At 59.4% G+C, this 17,049-nt stretch carries 17 protein-coding genes; 8 read left to right on the top strand and 9 right to left on the bottom strand.

The features are described 5' to 3' along the window. Positions 1-42 precede the first annotated feature (42 nt). Genes IM271_RS17380 through gspG form a run of 8 tightly spaced genes read right to left on the bottom strand, consistent with a single transcriptional unit; the run spans position 43 to position 5,918 of the window. On the bottom strand, positions 43-555 hold the full coding sequence (locus IM271_RS17380) for a hypothetical protein (protein WP_045630687.1): 513 nt from the start codon (positions 553-555) through the stop codon (positions 43-45). Then, entirely contained in the window at positions 552-1,070 is a 519-nt protein-coding gene (locus IM271_RS17385) for a hypothetical protein (protein ID WP_182034038.1), read from the bottom strand. The genes IM271_RS17380 and IM271_RS17385 overlap by 4 nt, the downstream gene beginning before the upstream one ends. After that, positions 1,054-1,569, bottom strand: coding sequence for a hypothetical protein (locus IM271_RS17390; RefSeq protein WP_193052940.1), 516 nt, complete (start codon positions 1,567-1,569; stop codon positions 1,054-1,056). The genes IM271_RS17385 and IM271_RS17390 overlap by 17 nt, the downstream gene beginning before the upstream one ends. Further along, positions 1,547-2,263, bottom strand: a complete 717-nt coding sequence (locus tag IM271_RS17395) for a hypothetical protein (RefSeq protein WP_193052941.1) — start codon at positions 2,261-2,263, stop codon at positions 1,547-1,549. The genes IM271_RS17390 and IM271_RS17395 overlap by 23 nt, the downstream gene beginning before the upstream one ends. Continuing rightward, positions 2,247-3,866, bottom strand: a complete 1,620-nt coding sequence (locus IM271_RS17400) for a GspE/PulE family protein (protein WP_052954309.1) — start codon at positions 3,864-3,866, stop codon at positions 2,247-2,249. The genes IM271_RS17395 and IM271_RS17400 overlap by 17 nt, the downstream gene beginning before the upstream one ends. Continuing rightward, on the bottom strand, positions 3,866-5,035 hold the full coding sequence (locus tag IM271_RS17405; RefSeq protein WP_193052942.1) for a type II secretion system F family protein: 1,170 nt from the start codon (positions 5,033-5,035) through the stop codon (positions 3,866-3,868). Before IM271_RS17405 ends, IM271_RS17400 begins: the two co-directional genes overlap by 1 nt. Continuing rightward, positions 5,032-5,496: a lytic transglycosylase domain-containing protein gene (locus IM271_RS17410; protein WP_032644836.1), complete on the bottom strand. Its 465-nt coding sequence runs from the start codon at positions 5,494-5,496 to the stop codon at positions 5,032-5,034. The genes IM271_RS17405 and IM271_RS17410 overlap by 4 nt, the downstream gene beginning before the upstream one ends. Before the next feature lie 2 nt (positions 5,497-5,498). Further along, entirely contained in the window at positions 5,499-5,918 is a 420-nt protein-coding gene (gene gspG, locus IM271_RS17415) for a type II secretion system major pseudopilin GspG (protein WP_045630682.1), read from the bottom strand. A 316-nt stretch (positions 5,919-6,234) separates the two neighbouring features. On the opposite strand from gspG, the gene IM271_RS17420 reads away from it, so the two are divergent. The 8 genes from IM271_RS17420 (at position 6,235) to IM271_RS17455 (ending at position 16,204) form a co-directional block, all read left to right on the top strand. After that, the gene (locus tag IM271_RS17420; protein ID WP_048960608.1) at positions 6,235-8,064 is read left to right on the top strand and encodes a glycosyl hydrolase family 18 protein; all 1,830 of its coding nucleotides are present in this window, start codon (positions 6,235-6,237) and stop codon (positions 8,062-8,064) included. Between the two features lie 365 nt (positions 8,065-8,429). Beyond that, on the top strand, positions 8,430-9,149 hold the full coding sequence (locus IM271_RS17425) for a FadR/GntR family transcriptional regulator (protein ID WP_028012064.1): 720 nt from the start codon (positions 8,430-8,432) through the stop codon (positions 9,147-9,149). Then, complete coding sequence (locus tag IM271_RS17430) at positions 9,146-10,159, top strand: ABC transporter ATP-binding protein (RefSeq protein WP_193052943.1); 1,014 nt, start codon at positions 9,146-9,148, stop codon at positions 10,157-10,159. The genes IM271_RS17425 and IM271_RS17430 overlap by 4 nt, the downstream gene beginning before the upstream one ends. Continuing rightward, on the top strand, positions 10,156-11,238 hold the full coding sequence (locus tag IM271_RS17435) for an ABC transporter ATP-binding protein (RefSeq protein ID WP_045259782.1): 1,083 nt from the start codon (positions 10,156-10,158) through the stop codon (positions 11,236-11,238). The genes IM271_RS17430 and IM271_RS17435 overlap by 4 nt, the downstream gene beginning before the upstream one ends. Before the next feature lie 2 nt (positions 11,239-11,240). Then, positions 11,241-12,755: an ABC transporter substrate-binding protein gene (locus IM271_RS17440; protein WP_075206585.1), complete on the top strand. Its 1,515-nt coding sequence runs from the start codon at positions 11,241-11,243 to the stop codon at positions 12,753-12,755. 18 nt (positions 12,756-12,773) lie between these two features. Further along, positions 12,774-13,715 (top strand): ABC transporter permease, encoded by a 942-nt coding sequence (locus tag IM271_RS17445; RefSeq protein WP_028012068.1) that lies wholly within the window; start codon positions 12,774-12,776, stop codon positions 13,713-13,715. A gap of 2 nt (positions 13,716-13,717) precedes the next feature. Beyond that, positions 13,718-14,593, top strand: a complete 876-nt coding sequence (locus tag IM271_RS17450) for an ABC transporter permease (protein ID WP_028012069.1) — start codon at positions 13,718-13,720, stop codon at positions 14,591-14,593. 9 nt (positions 14,594-14,602) lie between these two features. Beyond that, entirely contained in the window at positions 14,603-16,204 is a 1,602-nt protein-coding gene (locus IM271_RS17455) for a gamma-glutamyltransferase family protein (protein WP_193052948.1), read from the top strand. A 56-nt stretch (positions 16,205-16,260) separates the two neighbouring features. On the opposite strand, the gene IM271_RS17460 is transcribed toward IM271_RS17455, so the two are convergent. Further along, positions 16,261-17,031: an amidohydrolase gene (locus tag IM271_RS17460; RefSeq protein WP_192986344.1), complete on the bottom strand. Its 771-nt coding sequence runs from the start codon at positions 17,029-17,031 to the stop codon at positions 16,261-16,263. Between the last annotated feature and the right edge of the window lie 18 nt (positions 17,032-17,049).

Below are 17,049 nucleotides of genomic sequence, written 5' to 3' on the forward strand. Positions count from 1 at the left end.
CGCATGACAACAAAAAAGTGAGAGCAATAGTTTTTTTCATGATTAATGTGTCGGTTCCGATTGCAGCTCATCCAGTTCCAGCCGCTGCTGGCTATGGGTGGGCTGCCATTCAAACAGGAGGTGGTCGTTCGCCACCGCTTTTAAAATCCAGTTGTTAACCGGCGAACTGCCGATCCAGATCCTGCCGTCCGCCCGGCAGCGCTCGCAGACCGGCCAGGTCTCTTTGCCATCCGTCAGCACAACGATCCTCTGACGGTTTTCCCACCAGGCACCGAGGAGCTGAAGCGGTAGCGGCGGTGCGGTTGGTGTCGCCTCTTCAGGCCGATCGTTTTCCGGCGGCTGTTCTGCTGCGTCTTGCGCCCTGCTATGTGGCGTTGAAAAGAGATCGATGCGCGTTGCGTGAGCCGTCTCCGGCTTTGCTGGCGCGGGGCGCGGGCGTGAGACCGGCTGCGCCTCAAGCGGCGCTTGCGATATCTCGTCATCGGCAAACTGGCTCCAGAAAACAGCACCGGCGGTCAGCACCAGCGCCAGCTGTAAATAGCGCGGCAGTTTCATGGCGACTCCTTCAACAGGCGAAGCTGCACGGTGGCGCTGAGCTGGCTTTCCGATGGCCCGGCGCGCCGCAGGCTTAGCTGCTCAATGCGTAACGGCAAAGTGCGGCTTAGCGTTTCCAGGGCGTCCATCAGCGGCAGATATTCACCGCGCAGCGGAATATCCAGCCGTAGCGCGGTTTTGCCGTCGTCGTTTTCCAGCTGATAGCGGCTGGCGTCGACCTTCATCCCTCGGCTCCTGAACTGCTCAAAAATGAGCCTGACCTGCTGATATTCTCCGAGGCTGATGCGGCTTTGCAGTTCCGGCTGCTGTTTATCCAGCGGCAGCGTGGTTTGTAGCTGCGCCTGGATCCGGGCAAGGTTCTCCTGCAAATGGATGGTGTGCGGCCGCACGCCGCCAAGCCATAACAGCAGCAGTCCTGCGGGCAGCCCGGCGAGCACGAGCGGAACCGTTCCGATGCGCCCGGCAAATAACGCCGCCTGCCAGCGCAGCACGGCGGGTTTATTCTGAAGCCGCATGGTGCGCCTCCGTCGTCACCTTGACGTCGAGTACCGCGTTAATCGGCCAGGCAGGATCGCCCTGCGCCGACTGGCGATGGTTCTCAAGCACCACATGCGCCGGCAACTGCTGTAGCCGCTCGCTAAAGGCGAGCAGGGCGTCAAGATTGCCTGCATTCACCGTAAGCCGCGCATCGCCTTTACTGGCAATGACGTCAATACTCAGGAGCGCAATATCAGGCGTCAGTACGCTGCCGATGTTGTCCAGCAGCTTGATGGCCGGTGGGACGGCCTGCAGTTGCTTAGCCTGGCGCAACCGGCGCTGCTCCACTTCACGCAGCTGGCGCAGCACCTGCTGCCGTTGGGCGAGCTGCTGCTGTATCTGCGACGTCTCCAGCTCAAGGCGCTGGTGCTCAAACAGGCCATACATCACGGCACCGGTGAGCGGTAAACAGAGGAGTCCGGTTAACAGCAGCGTGCGTACGGCCCACGGGGAACTACGCGTAAACAGCGGCGTCATGAGGACTCTCCTGTAGCGCGACTTCCTGGTGATGCTCACCGTCGGTATGAATGACGTAGCCAGGACAGTCCTGCATTCCGCTTAGCCGGGCGATAACCCGCAGCTGGGCGTCCATCTCCTGCTGTGGCAGGGTGAGTGTCCAGACGTCGCGCCAGCTGTGGTGTTGACGGCTGGCAATCCGGCTATGGTGGGGGCTCATCGCCACAAACAGGCCGTTTTCCGGCAGTGCGGCGGCGAAGTGGCTAAACAGCTTTTGAAACGGCGTGACAACACCGCGAAACCGCAGCCGCTCCCGACGCGCCAGCGCGACAAGCAGGTGCCAGCAAGGTTGCTTCAGGCACGCGGCCAGCGCTGACTGCTGCCAGTTAAGGGTCTCGAAGCGCACCAGCCAGTCGACGGGCGGACTCGCGCGAAGAACCGCCTGCTGTTGGGCGAGCTGGAGCAGTTCCTGCGGTGTGGTCACGCCGTCATGCCAGGGCTGAATTAAAAACGTCAGATCGTCGGTATCGAGGTGAAACTCCACCGCGTCACGCCACGGTAAGACGGAAGGGCGCAGGCGCAGCAGCGTTTCGAGCGCGGCTTCAAGAGGCTCATCTGGCTGGCGTTCATGGGTGGCGAGAACCACGTTGTTGCGGCGCAACCGCACGGCATGAGGCCAGATGTCGCACTGCCAGGTGTTAGTGAGTGATAACACGGTTCACCTCCTCCCAGGTGGTTTTGCCTTCGACCACGGCGCGCAGCGCGATGGTCGAGAGCGGAACAAAACCGTCATTCAGCGCCACTTCCTTTAGCTTGCGCCGGGGCGATCGCGCCAGCATTGCCTCTTTCATCGCATCGCTGAAATGCAGCACTTCCGCCAGCGCCAGCCTGCCGCGAAAACCGCTGTCGCGGCAGGTATCGCAGCCTCGCCCTCGACGCCAGCGGGGCGTGAGCTGCTGCAGCGGTCCGGATTGCCACGCCGCGAGAAGGTCATCTGTGGGCGTGGTGTCATCAATACAGTCCGGGCAAATCTGGCGCACCAGCCGCTGTGCCACGACGCCGTTAAGGGCGGTGATCAGGCTGGCGGGCTCCACCTGCATATATAAAAAACGTTCCAGTACGCTAAAGACGTCATTGGCGTGAACCGAGGAGAGCACCACGTGGCCGGTGAGCGCCGCCTGCACGGCAATGCCGGCGGTTTCACCGTCGCGGATCTCACCCACCAGGATGATGTCCGGGTCGTGACGCAAAATGGCGCGCAGGCCGCGGGCGAAGGTGAGCCCTTTTTTATCGTTGACCGGAATTTGCAGCACGCTGTTGAGCTGGTACTCCACGGGATCTTCAATGGTGATAATTTTGCATTCACCACTGTTGAGTTCGCTGAGTGCTGAATAGAGAGTGGTGGATTTCCCGCTCCCCGTTGGCCCGGTGACGAGCACCATACCGTGGGGCAGATGGGTTAACTGGCGAATCGCGCTCAGCGTGTGCTCATCAAAGCCGAGCGTCTCCAGGCGCAGGTTTTGATCGTGAGATTTATCCAGCACGCGCAGTACGGCATCCTCGCCATAGACGCCCGGCATGATGGACACGCGAAAATCAACAGGACGCTGGAGAATCAACGCCTTAAAGCGCCCGTCCTGAGGCGTGCGTCGTTCGGAAATGTCCATGCAGCTTAATACTTTGAGACGGGAGATCACCTGTTCCGCCTGCTGAAGTCCGGCGCAGTGGCGAATGCTGTGCAGAACGCCATCGATGCGGTACTTCACCATCAACCCATCCGCGACGGCGCAAAGATGAATATCGCTGGCGCGGCTCTGCAGGGCATCAAACAGCGTGGCGTTAACCAGCTTAATGACGGCATGGGGTTCACTGGCGATGGCTGCTGGGGTGATCTCCAGCCACCGGGCCTCTTTATTCTCTTCACTCTGCTGCTGCTCCAGCTGATCGAGCGTGCGCTGCTGTTTTGCCAGTTCATCAAGGCGGGCATTAAGCTGAGAGAGCGGGGCGAGCGCGGGGAGCGCATTCACGTTATAAGCCCACTGGCGCAGCGCCAGTGAAAACGGATCGCCCAGCGCAACGTGGAGCTGACCGTTAACGCGCAGCGGCAATGCTCGCTGGCTGAGCGATTCGGTCAGCGGCACGGCTTCGAAATCCTCTTCGCTGTCGGCGAGCTGTGTGGGTGAGAGCGGCGTGAGCCCCAGGGAACCGGCGGCTTCTTCTAACGCGCCGGGGAAACTGTCCAGCAGTTCCGCCAGCGCCTGACAGCGCTGCTCGTCTGGCAGGTCGAAAAGGGGTTCTACAGACGGTGAGTGAGACATTATTGCAATCCTCCTGCCAGTTCAAAAATGGGCATGTACAGTAAAAACACGACGAGCCCAACGATGCCGCCAACGACCATCATCAGAATCGGTTCAAAAATTTTGCTAAAGGTTTCAATCGCGCGTTCCAGCGATTCGTCATAAAAAGCGGCGATCCGCTCGCACATGGCAGGCAGTTCGCCACTGCGCTCGCCGACCTGCAGCAGGCGGCTGGCGACAGGAGTCGTCATCTGCTGGGCTTCCAGCATGCGGGAGAGCGACTCGCCGGCGGCGACGTACCGGATAACCTGTTCAACCTGCTGACGATGCGTGGCGGGCAGGATCTCCCGGCTCAGCATTAACGCATCTGGCGCGGGAAGGCCGCCCTGTAACAGCAGGCCCAGCGTGCGGTAGAAACGCACCAGCACAGAAAGCTGGTGCTGCTGGCGTAAGGCGGGAATGCGCAGCAACAAACCGAGCGCGCGCTGGCGCAGGCGCGGGCTACGTACCGCCATCACGATGCCTGCGACCGCTGCCGCGCAACCGGCCAGCAGCAGCGAGCCATGGGTTTGCGTCAGGCGTCCCCACCAGAGGATAAGCTGTGCGCTGGCGGACGGGTTCTTCATCCCGTCAAACACCACGGAAAAACGTGGAATAATAAAGCCGAGCAGAAAGAACAGAATTATCCCGCCGGCGGCAATGACAATTGTCGGATAGAGCAGGGTTGATTTAATCCGCTTGCGCAGAATTTCCATTCTTGATTCGTAAAACTGAAAACGCTTTAGCGCTTCGGGTAAGTGTCCGGTTTGCTCAGAAGAGGCAACGGTGTTAATCAGCAGAGGCGGAAACAGTGCTGGTAACGCCATCATCGCCTGGGAGAGTTGCGCTCCTTCGTAGAGCTTTTTAACCAGCGTATCCAGAACCAGCGAGGTGCCACCGTCGCGGCTGCTTTCGCGCAGCGCTTCGACGGCCTCGACCACGACCAGCCCGGCTTCCAGCAGAGCGATAAGCTCCTGCAAGAACAGATTCAGTGGAAAGCGTTTCTCCTTGCGGGCGGGGCGTTCCTGTACCTGCAAAACGATGCCGCCGCCGGCAATAATGCGGGCGCTGGCATCATCAGGCGACGCGGCAAGTACGGTCTGATTGGCGCGTTTCCCCCCCTGGAGGATGGTGACGGTATATGGTTTCATTTTGGCGACAGTGTATGGCTCTGCCTTTTAAGGCGGGCATAATGCGGAGCCACTTTTTTTATGTATTGTTGACGAAGCGCGCGGCGCTGGGGGGTATTTGCCGTTCCGGCGTTATACGCCCCCACCGCGTCCCAGGTATAACCAAAGCGCTGGATTTGACCTGCCAGGATCCAGGCGCCGGTCATGACACTTTGGCAAGGGTCGGTAAGCAGATCTTTTTGACTAATACGAAATTTACGCAGCGCATCGAAGTGAATGCTATTGATCTGCATCAGACCGACATCCATTGAGCCATCACGATTTTTGTTGATGGCCCGGGTATTACCGTTGGATTCCACTATCGCTATCGCCTGTAATAGCTCTGGCTCAATGCCGTAACGTTCTCCCGCCAGCTGCCAGCAATCGGCCCGGCAGGAAAATACGCTGAAGATAAACAGCGAATATATGGACAGGCGCAGCATAGTTAGAACCCGTAAGTGACTGGCTTACCGTCTTTACCGCCGGAGGTTATTTCGACTTCATTAATGGCGTCTTTTGTCCGGGCGGGGTTATGCCACTGGTACGGATTGCCCCAGGGGTCTAACGGCACATGCTGGCTAAGATAAGGGCCATTCCAGTTTTGCGCGTTGGAAGGCTTTTCAGTCAGCGCTTTCAGACCTTGTGTTTCAGTTGGATAACTGCCGGTGTCGAGGCGATATTGCCCGAGTGCCTCAGCAAGCGAGCGCATCTGGCGCATGGCGGTTTTCTCCTTAGCCGAGTCGACATTTGAGAAGACTTTTGGCCCGACAAATCCTGCCAGCAGCGCAATAATCATCAGCACGACCAGCAGTTCAAGCAGGGTGAAACCACCCTGTTTTCGCATCACGTTTGTTGCATATTTCATTGAGAGCGTCCCTAGTTGGATAATAGTTGTGATTAATTCCTGAATTTTCCCTGATAAAAGAGCGGGAACACAGGTATGCCATCTTTTTTAATTGGTGAAGATGGGAAAATTAAATAAAGAAGCGTCTTACAGGATGCGAGAATTCTCCCGCGCTGTCGTTGAAGTATTTATTATAAATGCGAGAGATATTTCTTATTTAACGCGGAGGGTTTCCTGATTCACCACTCTATTATCCCCAACGATCTCGGCGCTAAAAAAAAAGACAATTTGCGAGGTAATCCACAGGACTATCATCACAAAGCAATAAGGAACTTTGATGAAAAAACTTACATTATCTCTGTTAATTGGTAGCGCACTAATGGCGCAGTCGGCTTTCGCGGCGCAGGCACCGCGAGCGGTCACCTATCTGACCTCCTGGGGCGTTCCGGTCGAGTCCGTTGAGGATATGAAAGAGGTGAAAGCGGATACGTTCCTGCTTTCATTTGGTGGCTGGGATGCAAGCGGTAAGCTGTCCAGTTCCGATAATATTGTTGCAGTACCACAATATGATCCCTGGTACATTAATGCGCCAGCCTATGTCGTGTGGAGTCAGCTGAAGCTGGCGCACCCGGAGAAAAAAATGATGCTGGCGCTCGGCGGCGAGACGTATTCCGCGATGTGGTCTTATCTGAATAACGCGCAAACGCGAGAAACGCTGGCGCAGAATCTGGTGAATCTGCTGAATACCAACTTCCCGGTATATAAAAAGAACCTGAAGCCGGAAGAGATGGTTGGCGAATGCCTGAGCGCCGACTGGCAAGGCAAATGTAATATGGCGAACTACCAGAAGGCGGGTACCGTTCAGCTTGACGGCATCGATTTTGACTTTGAAAAGCCCGATCGCGTCACGCCAGAGGAAAACGCAAACCTGCTGGATCTGGCTGAACGGGTTCGTAGCAAGCTCAATGCGTCCGGCAGCAAAAAGCTGCTGAGCCTGACCACCTATCACGTTGGTGCTGACCCGGAGAACTGCACCAACAGCGCGGTAACCGAGAATTGTTCCTTCGTTGAGGCGGCTCGCTCTTCACACCATGGCGAAGTTCTGCCGCTGCTGACGCAGGGGAAAAACGTTTTCGATTTCTTCAACGTCATGGCCTATGACGCCGGCCCACGCTTTAAGTATGACGTGGCGATGGCTAACTACGCCCGGGCGGTGGGTGATAAGAGCAAAATCGTTCTCGGTCAGACCATCAACTCCCAGTGGGGGCCAGAAGGTCGCTTTGTTGAGAACCGACAGAACAACGTAAACCGTGCGGGCTGGCAGGCGGAAAACGGCTATGGTGGGTTCTTTATCTGGACGTTGGGTTCAAACGATCAGCAGCTGTCCATCCCGCAGCAGGTTGACTATTTCAATGAAATGAAAGAGCGCGCGGACCTGATGTCGCCTGAACGCCCGCAGGATACCGTCGCGCCAACTGCGCCAGCAGGACTGAAGGTGCTGAACAATGGCTTGACTATCACCCTTGCCTGGCAGCCCTCCACCGATGACCGTGGCGTAGTGGGATATGACATCTACCGTAATGACATCAAAGTCGGGTCTTCAACGGACACCCAGTGGACCGATAATGCAGTAGAGACCGGCGGTGTGGTGTACCACTACAGCGTGAAAGCACGTGATGCAGCGAACAATATCTCTGAAAGCAGCAACGTGGTTAAGGTAGAAACCGTACAGGTCGAAGAGGGACGTCCTGACGCGCCAGGCGGCCTGGCCCTGGTTTCTTCGACGGAAAACAGCCTGACGGTGAAATGGAATGCGGTAGACAACGCGGTGAAATACCACGTACTACGCGATGGGGCGGAGTTACTCACCGTAAGCGGAACGCAGATCTTCGACAGCGGCCTGCGCGCGGGAACAACCTACAGCTACCAGGTGATCGCCGAAAATGCCAAAGGTCATCAGTCTCTCGCCAGTACACCGCTTAAAGCCACGACGAAAGAGGGGTCTGTGACGCCTGAGCCGGAAGGCGAGTGGAAAGTCGGTACGCGCTATAAGACTGGAGAAATTGTCACGTATAACGGCACACAGTATCGCTGCGTGCAGGGGCACACGTCTCAGTCCGACTGGGCGCCGACTGCGGCTGCGACGCTTTGGCAGCCTGTACCTTAATCTTTCGCGGCCCTCGCAAGGGGGCCATTTTCAGGCGTAAGCACGCCTTATTTATTACTTTTTGTTAACTTATTGTTATCATTTATAGTGCAAAAAATTAACAATGGCACTATTGTAGTGCAATATTTGCACTGTTTTTGTGCGTTTCATGTTCTTTTCCGGCCTTTATCGTCTCAGGATGCCGCTTGCATCTGTAACAATACGTTGCTGTAACCCCTTCATTTTCTACCGCTTTTTTAAATCTCTTTTGAACCATTAAAAAATTGGTTCGTTTATTGCTTAATCATTAGCACGATAAGTAGCACGCCATATCAATAACTTATCGTTCATAAAAAGAAAATAACGATGATAGTGAGCGAACCAATATGGAAAAACCGTCACGGTTTCTGGCCAATTCCAGCACCGCGCTTGAGCAACTGCGCGGGCTAATCAACCAGCATGAGTCAACACCAGGCACTCCGCTGCCCACGGAACGTGAGCTGTCGGAAACACTCGGCGTAGGACGACGCGAAGTGCGTCGCGCGCTGGACGTGCTGGAAGAAGAAGGGCGGATCTGGCGTAAACAGGGCAAAGGCACCTTTATTGGTCCGGCTGCCCCTGTTGAACCGCTGGCCCTTCAGGGATTGGTTCAGCAGACCAATCTGCTGGAAGTGATGGAAGCTCGTATACAGATCGAACCCGGCTTAGCCCGGCTTGCGGCACTGCGTGCCACCAGGGAAAACCTCGCGCTCATGCAGCGCATGCTGGAACGCATCGACAAGGTCAGCCCGGATGACCGCGATCTCAATGAACTCTGGGATAGCGCCTTTCACCGCGCCATTGCCGAGGCGGCGGGCAATCGCCTGATGCTCGGCCTGTTTGACGCCATTGACGCCGTGCGGCGCGAACCCGGCTGGCAGCATCTGCGTGAATTAGCCCGCACGCCCGAACGTGTCGACAGCTACAACGACCACCATCACAAGATCATGTCCGCGATTATCCATCGCCAGCCTAATGAAGCAGCGGCCGCCATGCGCGAACACCTGCTCAGCCTGCAAAACGCCCTGATTCAGGCGATCCACCTTGAGGACGATTTCACGCTATGACGACGATCCCGTTTAAGGACTCCACGCCTGTACTCCGGCTGAATAATCTCAACGTTAAGTTTTCCGGCTCGCCGGTCAGCGTCCTGGACGGCATTTCCCTGACGGTCAAAGCGGGCGAAACGCTGGCGCTGGTGGGGGAGTCCGGCTGCGGGAAAAGTATCACCTCACTGGCGCTGATGGGTTTACTGCCCGCCAGCGCGCAGATTGTCAGCGGCGAGATGCAGTTTCGCCGCCACGACCTGCGCAAGCTCTCGCCGCGGGAGTATGCCGATCTGCGCGGGAGTGAGCTGGCGATGATTTTCCAGGAGCCGATGACCTCGCTCAATCCGGCCTTCACGTTAGGCGATCAGCTCAGTGAAGCGGTCATGCGTCACCAGAACGTTACGCGCCCGGAGGCGATGAAGGTCGCGCTGCAGATCCTTGAGAAGGTGCAGATCCCGGCGGCGGAGATGCGCCTCAAGGCGTATCCGCACCAGCTTTCCGGCGGCATGCGCCAGCGCGTGATGATTGCCATGGCGCTGATCAACCACCCTAAACTGCTGATTGCCGACGAACCCACCACTGCGCTCGACGTCACCATCCAGGCGCAAATCCTGACCCTGCTGAACACCCTAAAAGAGGAAACCGGCACGGCGGTGCTGATGATCACCCACGATTTGGGCGTGGTGGCCGAAGTCGCCCAGCAGGTGGCGGTAATGTATGCCGGACAGGTGGTAGAGCAGGGAAGCGTTGAGGCAATATTCGCTGACCCGCAGCACCCGTACACCATCGGCCTGATGGGCTCGATCCCTTCGCTGGGCGCACGCAAAGGCCAGCTCTCTACCATTCCCGGAACGGTCCCGCTCCCGGAGTCCATGCCGCAAGGCTGCCGTTTCGCGACGCGCTGCCCGTTTGCGCAGTCGCGCTGTCATGATGAAAAACCGCAGCTCACCACGCTCGGCGCGGGCCATCGGGTCGCCTGCTTCCGCGTGCCGCTCGAACACCACATTGCCCTGGGAGAGACCGCATGACCACGCCCATACTAGAGGCTCGGGACCTCAGCAAGCTTTTCCCCGGCCCGAAAAAACTCTTTTCCCCGGCCCGGTTTGTCACGGCGGTCGATCGCGTTTCGCTTGCCGTGATGCCGGGCGAAACGCTGGCGATTGTCGGCGAGTCCGGTTCCGGGAAATCCACCCTTGGCCGTCTGCTGCTGCGTCTGCTGGCCGCCAGCGAAGGACGCGTGTTTTATCAGGGGGAGGAAATTACCCACGCCACAGGCGCCCGTCTGAACCAGCTCCGGCGCGAACTGCAGATTATTTTTCAGGATCCTTTTGCCTCGTTGAACCCGCGCATGACGGTGGAGCAGATCGTCGGTGAGCCGCTGTGGCTGCACCAGAACATGAAGAAAGCGGACCGTCAGTACCGCGTCGCGGAGCTGCTCAAGACCGTTGGCCTGCCTGCCGCCTGGGCCGGGCGCTATCCGCACGAGTTTTCCGGCGGGCAGCGCCAGCGTATCGGCATTGCGCGCGCGCTGGCTTCCGGGCCAAAGCTGCTGCTGGGCGACGAGCCGGTTTCCGCGCTGGATGTGTCGGTGCAGGCGCAGGTGGTTAATCTGCTGGAGAGCCTGAAGCACCAGTTGGGGCTGACAATGGTGATCGTCGCCCACGGTCTGGCGGTGATCCGCCACATGAGCGACCGCGTGGCGGTGATGTACCTTGGGCAGATCGTTGAGCTTGCCACCGTCGACGAGATCTTTGACGCACCGCTGCACCCTTACACCCAGGCGCTGATCGCCTCGGCGCCGCAGATGCAGCCGGGTATTGAGCGCGACGCGCCGCTGCTGCAGGGGGATCTGCCGAACCCGGCGAACCCGCCGTCGGGCTGTCGCTTCCACACCCGCTGCCCGTACGTCACTGACGAATGCCGCCAGGTCGAGCCGATTAATCAGGTGCTCGACGGCGGGCGTCAGGTTGCCTGCCACCGCTGGCAGGAAATTAACCGCGATCGCAGCGTTATCCAGATCGCACCGCCATCCGCAGCCTTTCTGCGCCGCCGCGCGCTGTTTGAACACGCGGCCACTCACTCCTCCCTTCCTTCAAGGAACTCATGATAATGACAATGCGTAATTCTCTTTTGACCGTACTGGGAAGTGTTATGTTGCTTGGCGCGGCGCTGCCCGCCCATTCTGAAAGCGTGCTGCGAATCGGCCTGGGGGCAGACCCGGACATGCTCGACCCGCACCTGGCGCGCACCTACTATGGCCGCTTCGTGTTTGCCTCCCTGTGCGACAGGCTGGTGGACGTCGACGAGCATCTGAAGGTCGTGCCAGGCCTCGCGAAATCGTGGGCCTGGAGCGCCGACGGCAAAACGCTGACCATGGATCTGCGCGAAGGCGTGACCTTCCATGACGGAGAGAAATTCGATGCCGCCGCCGCGAAATACAACCTGGACCGCGCCCTGACCCTCAAAGGCTCCCTGCGGAAAAGCGAGATCTCCTCCGTGGAATCGGTAGAGGTCACCGGCCCGATGCAGATAGCGCTGCACCTGAAAACGCCGGACGCCGCGCTGCTGATGCAGCTTACCGACCGCGCGGGCGCGATGATGGCACCCGAGGCCGCGAAAAAGCCTGACTTTGCCGCCCATCCGGTCTGTTCCGGCCCGTACAAGTTCGACAGCCGCGTGTCGCAGGACCGCATCGTTCTGACCCGCTTCGACAACTACTGGAACAAAGGCGCCTACCACTTCGACAAAATTATCTATCTGCCGATCCCGGATGCCTCCGTGCGTCTGGCGAACCTGCGCGCGGGCGATCTGGATCTGACCGAAGGCATCGCCGCCAGCGACGTCAAAACCGTCGAAGCCGACAGCAAGCTGGCGCTGGCGAAGGTCACCGGCCTGGGCTATCAGGGGATCACCTTCAATATTAACAACGGCAAGGTCCCGGCGAACGATCCGTTCAAAGATGCCCGCGTGCGCGAGGCGTTTTCTCAGGCCATCGACCGTGATGCGTTAAACCAGGTGGTCTTTGAAGGGCTGTATACGCCAGCCAACCAGGCGTTTTCGACGGTCAGCCCGTATCACGTCAACCTGCCGGTTCCGCCGCGCGACGTTGATAAAGCCAAAGCGCTGCTCAAAGCGGCAGGCGTCACCACGCCGCTGACCGTCAACCTGCTGGTGCCGAACAACCCAACCTCGCAGCAGGTGGGTCAGGTATTGCAGGCGATGGTCGCCGAGGCCGGCTTCACGCTGAACCTGCAGATGACCGAATTTGCCACGCTGCTGGATCGCCAGCAGAGCGGTGATTATCAGCTGAGCTTCTCCGGCTGGTCGGGTCGCCCGGATCCGGACGGCAGCATCTACGGCTTTATCCACAGCAACGGCACGCTTAACGATGGCCGTTACAGCAACGCGCAGGTCGATGAGTGGCTGACGCAGGCGCGCCAGAGCACCGACCAGGCCGCCCGCCAGCCGCTGTATGACAAGGTGGTGAAGCAGCTGCAAACCGATATGCCGATTGCCTACCTCTACTTCGAGCCGCGCATTTTTGGCCTGAACAAGCGCGTGCAGGGCTTTAAGCCTTACCCGGACGGCATCGTGCGTCTGGCGGGTTTGACGCTGGCGAAATAAACGTCCTGAGGAGAACCCATGCTGGAACTGATTTGCAAACGTCTGCTGCTGGCCGTCCCGACGCTACTGCTGGTGAGCATGATGGTGTTCGGGCTGCAAAAGCTGCTGCCCGGCGATCCGCTGATTGCGATGGCCGGTGAGGAACGCGATCCGGCGGTGATCGCCCAGCTGCGCGCGGAGCTGAACCTGGATGCGCCGATCCCGGTTCAGTATTTCCACTGGCTGACGCGGGCGCTGCAGGGCGATCTGGGCGTCTCCTTGCGCACGCACGAGCCGGTGACCGAGCTTATCGCCAGCAAGCTGCCGGTTACGCTGGAGCTGTCGCTGCTGGCGATGATTATTGCGCTGGTGTTTGGCATCAGCATGGGGATCCTTGCGGCGGTGAACAAAAACAGCTGGGTCGATCACGGGGCGAACTTCGTGGCGATCTCAGGGATCTCTATTCCCCACTTCTGGCTGGGGATCCTGCTGATTCTGGTCTTCTCGGTGAACCTGCAGTGGCTGCCCGCGTCCGGCTACGTGCCGTTCAGTGAAGATCCGCTTCAGAACCTGCGCACGCTGCTGCTGCCCGCGTCCGTGCTCGGAACCGGGCTGGCGGCGACGCTGATGCGCCATACCCGCGCGTCGATGATTGCGGTGCTGAAAGCGGATTATATCCGTACCGCACGCGCCAAGGGGCTGCTGCCGAAGGCGGTCATTCTAAAGCACGCGTTTCGCAACGCGCTGGTGCCGGTGATCACCCTCACCACGCTGCTGTTCGGCGAGCTGCTGGGCGGCGCGGTGCTGACCGAGCAGGTGTTCACCATTCCGGGCTTCGGCAAGATGATCGTCGACTCGGTGTTCAACCGTGACTACGCGGTGGTGCAGGGCGTGGTGCTGATTGTGGCGATCGGCTTCCTGCTGCTCAACCTGCTGGCCGACGTGCTTTATGTCCTTATCAACCCGAAAATGCGAGGTTAATGATGGCGGAACTGACGACGCAAACCGTAGCCCCCGCGCTGCCGCGCGCGCAGAACCGGGTGCTGAAGAAATTCCTCGCCAATAAAAGCGCGGTGATTGGCGCGCTTGTGGTGGGTTTCTTTGTGCTGGTGGCGCTGCTGGCGCCGTGGATCGCCCCGTTTGACCCGGTTAAAGCCAACTTCCTCGCGGTGCGCAAAGCGCCGTCGGCGATGTACTGGTTCGGCACCGACGAGCTGGGGCGCGACATTTTGTCCCGCATTATCTGGGGAGCGCGAACCTCGCTGATGGCGGGCTGTATGTCGGTGGTTATCGCGGTGGTCATCGGCGTGCCGCTGGGGCTGGTGGCGGGCTACTTCCAGAAGATGTGGGACGGCGTCATCTCGCGCTTTATCGAGGCGCTGCTGGCCTGTCCGTTCCTGATCATGGCGATCGCGCTGGGGGCATTTTTAGGCCCGAGCCTGACCAACGCGATGATCGCCATCGGTCTTTCGGCGATGCCGATCTTCGCCCGCCTGACGCGCGGGCAGGTGATCGCCATTCGCAACGAAGAGTACATCGACGGCGCGCGGGCGATAGGCCTGCCGGATCGCTGGATCATCATTAAATACGTTCTGCCAAACGTGATGTCGCCGATCCTGGTTCAGGCCACGCTGGCCATTGCCTCGGCGATTATTGCCGAAGCCAGCCTGTCGTTTTTAGGGCTGGGGCAGCAGCCGCCCAATCCGTCCTGGGGGTCCATGCTCAATACCGCGAAAGGTTTCCTTGAGCAGGCGCCGTGGATGTCCGTTTTCCCCGGCGTGGCGATTTTCCTTGCCGTGCAGGGCTTTAATTTACTTGGCGACGGGCTGCGCGATGCGCTCGATCCGCGCCACGACTAAGGAGTCATGATGACCAAAGCGCTTGATTTTACGTCCGGTTACGCTTCACGCCGCCCGCCGATGATCGGCCACAACGCCGTTGCCACTTCGCAGCCGCTGGCGGCGCAGGCGGGAATGAAAATGCTGCAGCTGGGTGGTAATGCCGTCGATGCGGCCATTGCCACCGCCATGGCGCTGACCGTTGTCGAGCCGACCGGCAACGGCATCGGCAGCGACGCCTTTGCCATCGTCTGGGACGGTGAAAAACTTCACGGCCTGAACGCGTCCGGGCGCTCGCCGGCCAGCTGGCATGCGGATCTGTTTGTCGGTAAAAGCGCAGTGCCGGAAATCGGCTGGGACGCGGTGACGGTGCCGGGTGCGGTGTCGGGCTGGGTGGCCCTGGCAGAACGCTTCGGCACGCTACCGCTGACCACGCTGGCGCAGCCTGCGATTGACTACGCGCGCAACGGCTTCCCGGTCTCGCCGCTGATTGGTCATCTCTGGCAGCGCGGCTATAACAAGCTGAAAGATCAGCCGGGCTTTAGCGCCTGCTTTGCGCCGGAAGGCCGCGCCCCGCGCGTGGGGGAGATCTTCCGTAATCCGGCGCAGGCTCATTCGCTGGAGCTGATTGCCAAAACCAACGGTGAAGCCTTTTACCGCGGTGAGCTGGCGCAGAAAATTGCCGCCTTCGCCCAGGAGCACGGCGCGCACCTGTCAGCGGAAGATCTGGCAAACCATCGCGTGGACTGGGTTGACCTGCTGTCGCGCGACTTCGCGGGCGGCTCGGTACAGGAGCTGCCGCCAAACGGGCAGGGGATCGCCACGCTGATTGCGCTCGGTATTCTGGAGCAGTGCGGCATTGATAAACATCATCCGGACTCCGTGCAGTCTCTGCACTTATCCATTGAAGCCATGAAGCTGGCGCTGGCGGATCTCGACCGCTACGTGGCGGATGAAGAACATATGGAGTTCGCAGCAAAAGAGCTGCTGAGCGACCACTATCTGAAGTCGCGTGCGGCGCTTATCGATCGCGATAACGCCTCTGACTTTGTGTACGGATCACCGACGCAGAGCGGCACGGTCTACATCAGCACCGCGGACGCCAGCGGGATGATGGTTTCGTTTATCCAGTCCAACTTTATGGGCTTCGGTTCAGGCATTGTGGTGCCGGATACCGGAATCAGCCTGCAAAACCGCGGCTGCGGCTTTGTGCTCGATCCCAAACACCCGAATGCGCTGGCGGGCAGCAAGCGTCCTTTCCACACCATCATTCCGGGCTTTGCGATGGACGGCAACGGCCAGCCGCTGATGTCCTTCGGCGTGATGGGCGGCCCGATGCAGGCGCAGGGGCACATGCAGATGGCGCTGCGCATTATGCTGCACGGGCAAAACCCGCAGGCGGCCATCGACGCGCCGCGCTGGCGCGTGGTGCAGGGCAGGGAGGTGATTGTTGAATCGACGTTCGATCGCAACACCATTGCCGCGCTGCGCGAGCGCGGGCATCAGATCGTGGTGGAAGATCCGCTCCAGGATTACAACTTCGGCGGTGCGCAGGTGATCTATCGTATGCCGGAGGGGCACTACGTGGCCGCGACGGAGAGCCGCAAAGACGGGCAGGCGTTAGTGAGTTAAAAGAAGCGAGCAACATTGGTAGGCCGGGTAAGGCGTAGCCGCCACCCGGCATTTTTTCACCCAATGCTAAACGGATCCGCATCCTGCCACGCCGGGAACTTCTCCCGATACTCCTTCAGCGCCGTCAACGACAGCTCCGCATCAATGCGCGTCGCCTGATGCGGCTCGGCGGTGGCAATAATCTCGCCCTGCGGGTTCACCACCCGGCTGTCGCCGCGATAGTGGTGGCCGTTGCCGTCCGTCCCCACGCGGTTACAGCCTACCACGTACGCCTGGTTCTCAATCGCGCGAGCCACCAGCAGCGCCTGCCAGTGCAGCGAGCGCGGCGCGGGCCAGTTGGCGACGTACAGCGCCAGGTCGTAATCGTTGCGGTTGCGCGACCACACCGGAAAGCGCAGGTCGTAGCAGACCAGCGGCAGGATGCGCCAGCCGCGCCACTCGAACACCACGCGTTCGTTACCGGCTTCATAATGATGATGTTCATCGGCCATGCGGAACAGGTGGCGTTTATCGTAAAAATGCACCTTTCCTTCCGGCTCAACCAGCAGGAAGCGGTTCACCGGGCCGCGTTCCGTCTGCAGTGCGGCGCTCCCGGCGATCAGCGCGTTGGTTTGCTGCGCTTTGGCATGCATCCAGGCGACCACCTCTTCCTGAGGCACTGACTGTTTCGCCGCTTCCATCGCGAAGCCGGTGGTAAACATCTCCGGCAGGACAATCACATCTCGCCCGGTAATCTCTTCCAGTTGACGATCAAAGTGGCGCAGGTTGGCAGGGCCATCCATCCACACTAAAGGCTGCTGCAAAATCGAAATCTTCAAACCAGGCACGATACAGACTCCTCAAAC

Source organism: Enterobacter cloacae complex sp. I3, from assembly GCF_014896175.1.
In the GTDB taxonomy this organism is placed as follows: Bacteria; Pseudomonadota; Gammaproteobacteria; order Enterobacterales; family Enterobacteriaceae; genus Enterobacter; species Enterobacter bugandensis.

Excerpts from the sequence above, each read along its gene's own strand:
- IM271_RS17380 (WP_045630687.1), bottom strand. The coding sequence starts at position 555 with ATGAAACTGCCGCGCTATTTACAGCTGGCGCTGGTGCTGACCGCCGGT.
- IM271_RS17385 (WP_182034038.1), bottom strand. The coding sequence starts at position 1,070 with ATGCGGCTTCAGAATAAACCCGCCGTGCTGCGCTGGCAGGCGGCGTTA.
- IM271_RS17390 (WP_193052940.1), bottom strand. The coding sequence starts at position 1,569 with ATGACGCCGCTGTTTACGCGTAGTTCCCCGTGGGCCGTACGCACGCTG.
- IM271_RS17400 (WP_052954309.1), bottom strand. The coding sequence starts at position 3,866 with ATGTCTCACTCACCGTCTGTAGAACCCCTTTTCGACCTGCCAGACGAG.
- IM271_RS17405 (WP_193052942.1), bottom strand. The coding sequence starts at position 5,035 with ATGAAACCATATACCGTCACCATCCTCCAGGGGGGGAAACGCGCCAAT.
- IM271_RS17410 (WP_032644836.1), bottom strand. The coding sequence starts at position 5,496 with ATGCTGCGCCTGTCCATATATTCGCTGTTTATCTTCAGCGTATTTTCC.
- gspG (WP_045630682.1), bottom strand. The coding sequence starts at position 5,918 with ATGAAATATGCAACAAACGTGATGCGAAAACAGGGTGGTTTCACCCTG.
- IM271_RS17420 (WP_048960608.1), top strand. The coding sequence starts at position 6,235 with ATGAAAAAACTTACATTATCTCTGTTAATTGGTAGCGCACTAATGGCG.
- IM271_RS17425 (WP_028012064.1), top strand. The coding sequence starts at position 8,430 with ATGGAAAAACCGTCACGGTTTCTGGCCAATTCCAGCACCGCGCTTGAG.
- IM271_RS17430 (WP_193052943.1), top strand. The coding sequence starts at position 9,146 with ATGACGACGATCCCGTTTAAGGACTCCACGCCTGTACTCCGGCTGAAT.
- IM271_RS17435 (WP_045259782.1), top strand. The coding sequence starts at position 10,156 with ATGACCACGCCCATACTAGAGGCTCGGGACCTCAGCAAGCTTTTCCCC.
- IM271_RS17440 (WP_075206585.1), top strand. The coding sequence starts at position 11,241 with ATGACAATGCGTAATTCTCTTTTGACCGTACTGGGAAGTGTTATGTTG.
- IM271_RS17445 (WP_028012068.1), top strand. The coding sequence starts at position 12,774 with ATGCTGGAACTGATTTGCAAACGTCTGCTGCTGGCCGTCCCGACGCTA.
- IM271_RS17450 (WP_028012069.1), top strand. The coding sequence starts at position 13,718 with ATGGCGGAACTGACGACGCAAACCGTAGCCCCCGCGCTGCCGCGCGCG.
- IM271_RS17455 (WP_193052948.1), top strand. The coding sequence starts at position 14,603 with ATGACCAAAGCGCTTGATTTTACGTCCGGTTACGCTTCACGCCGCCCG.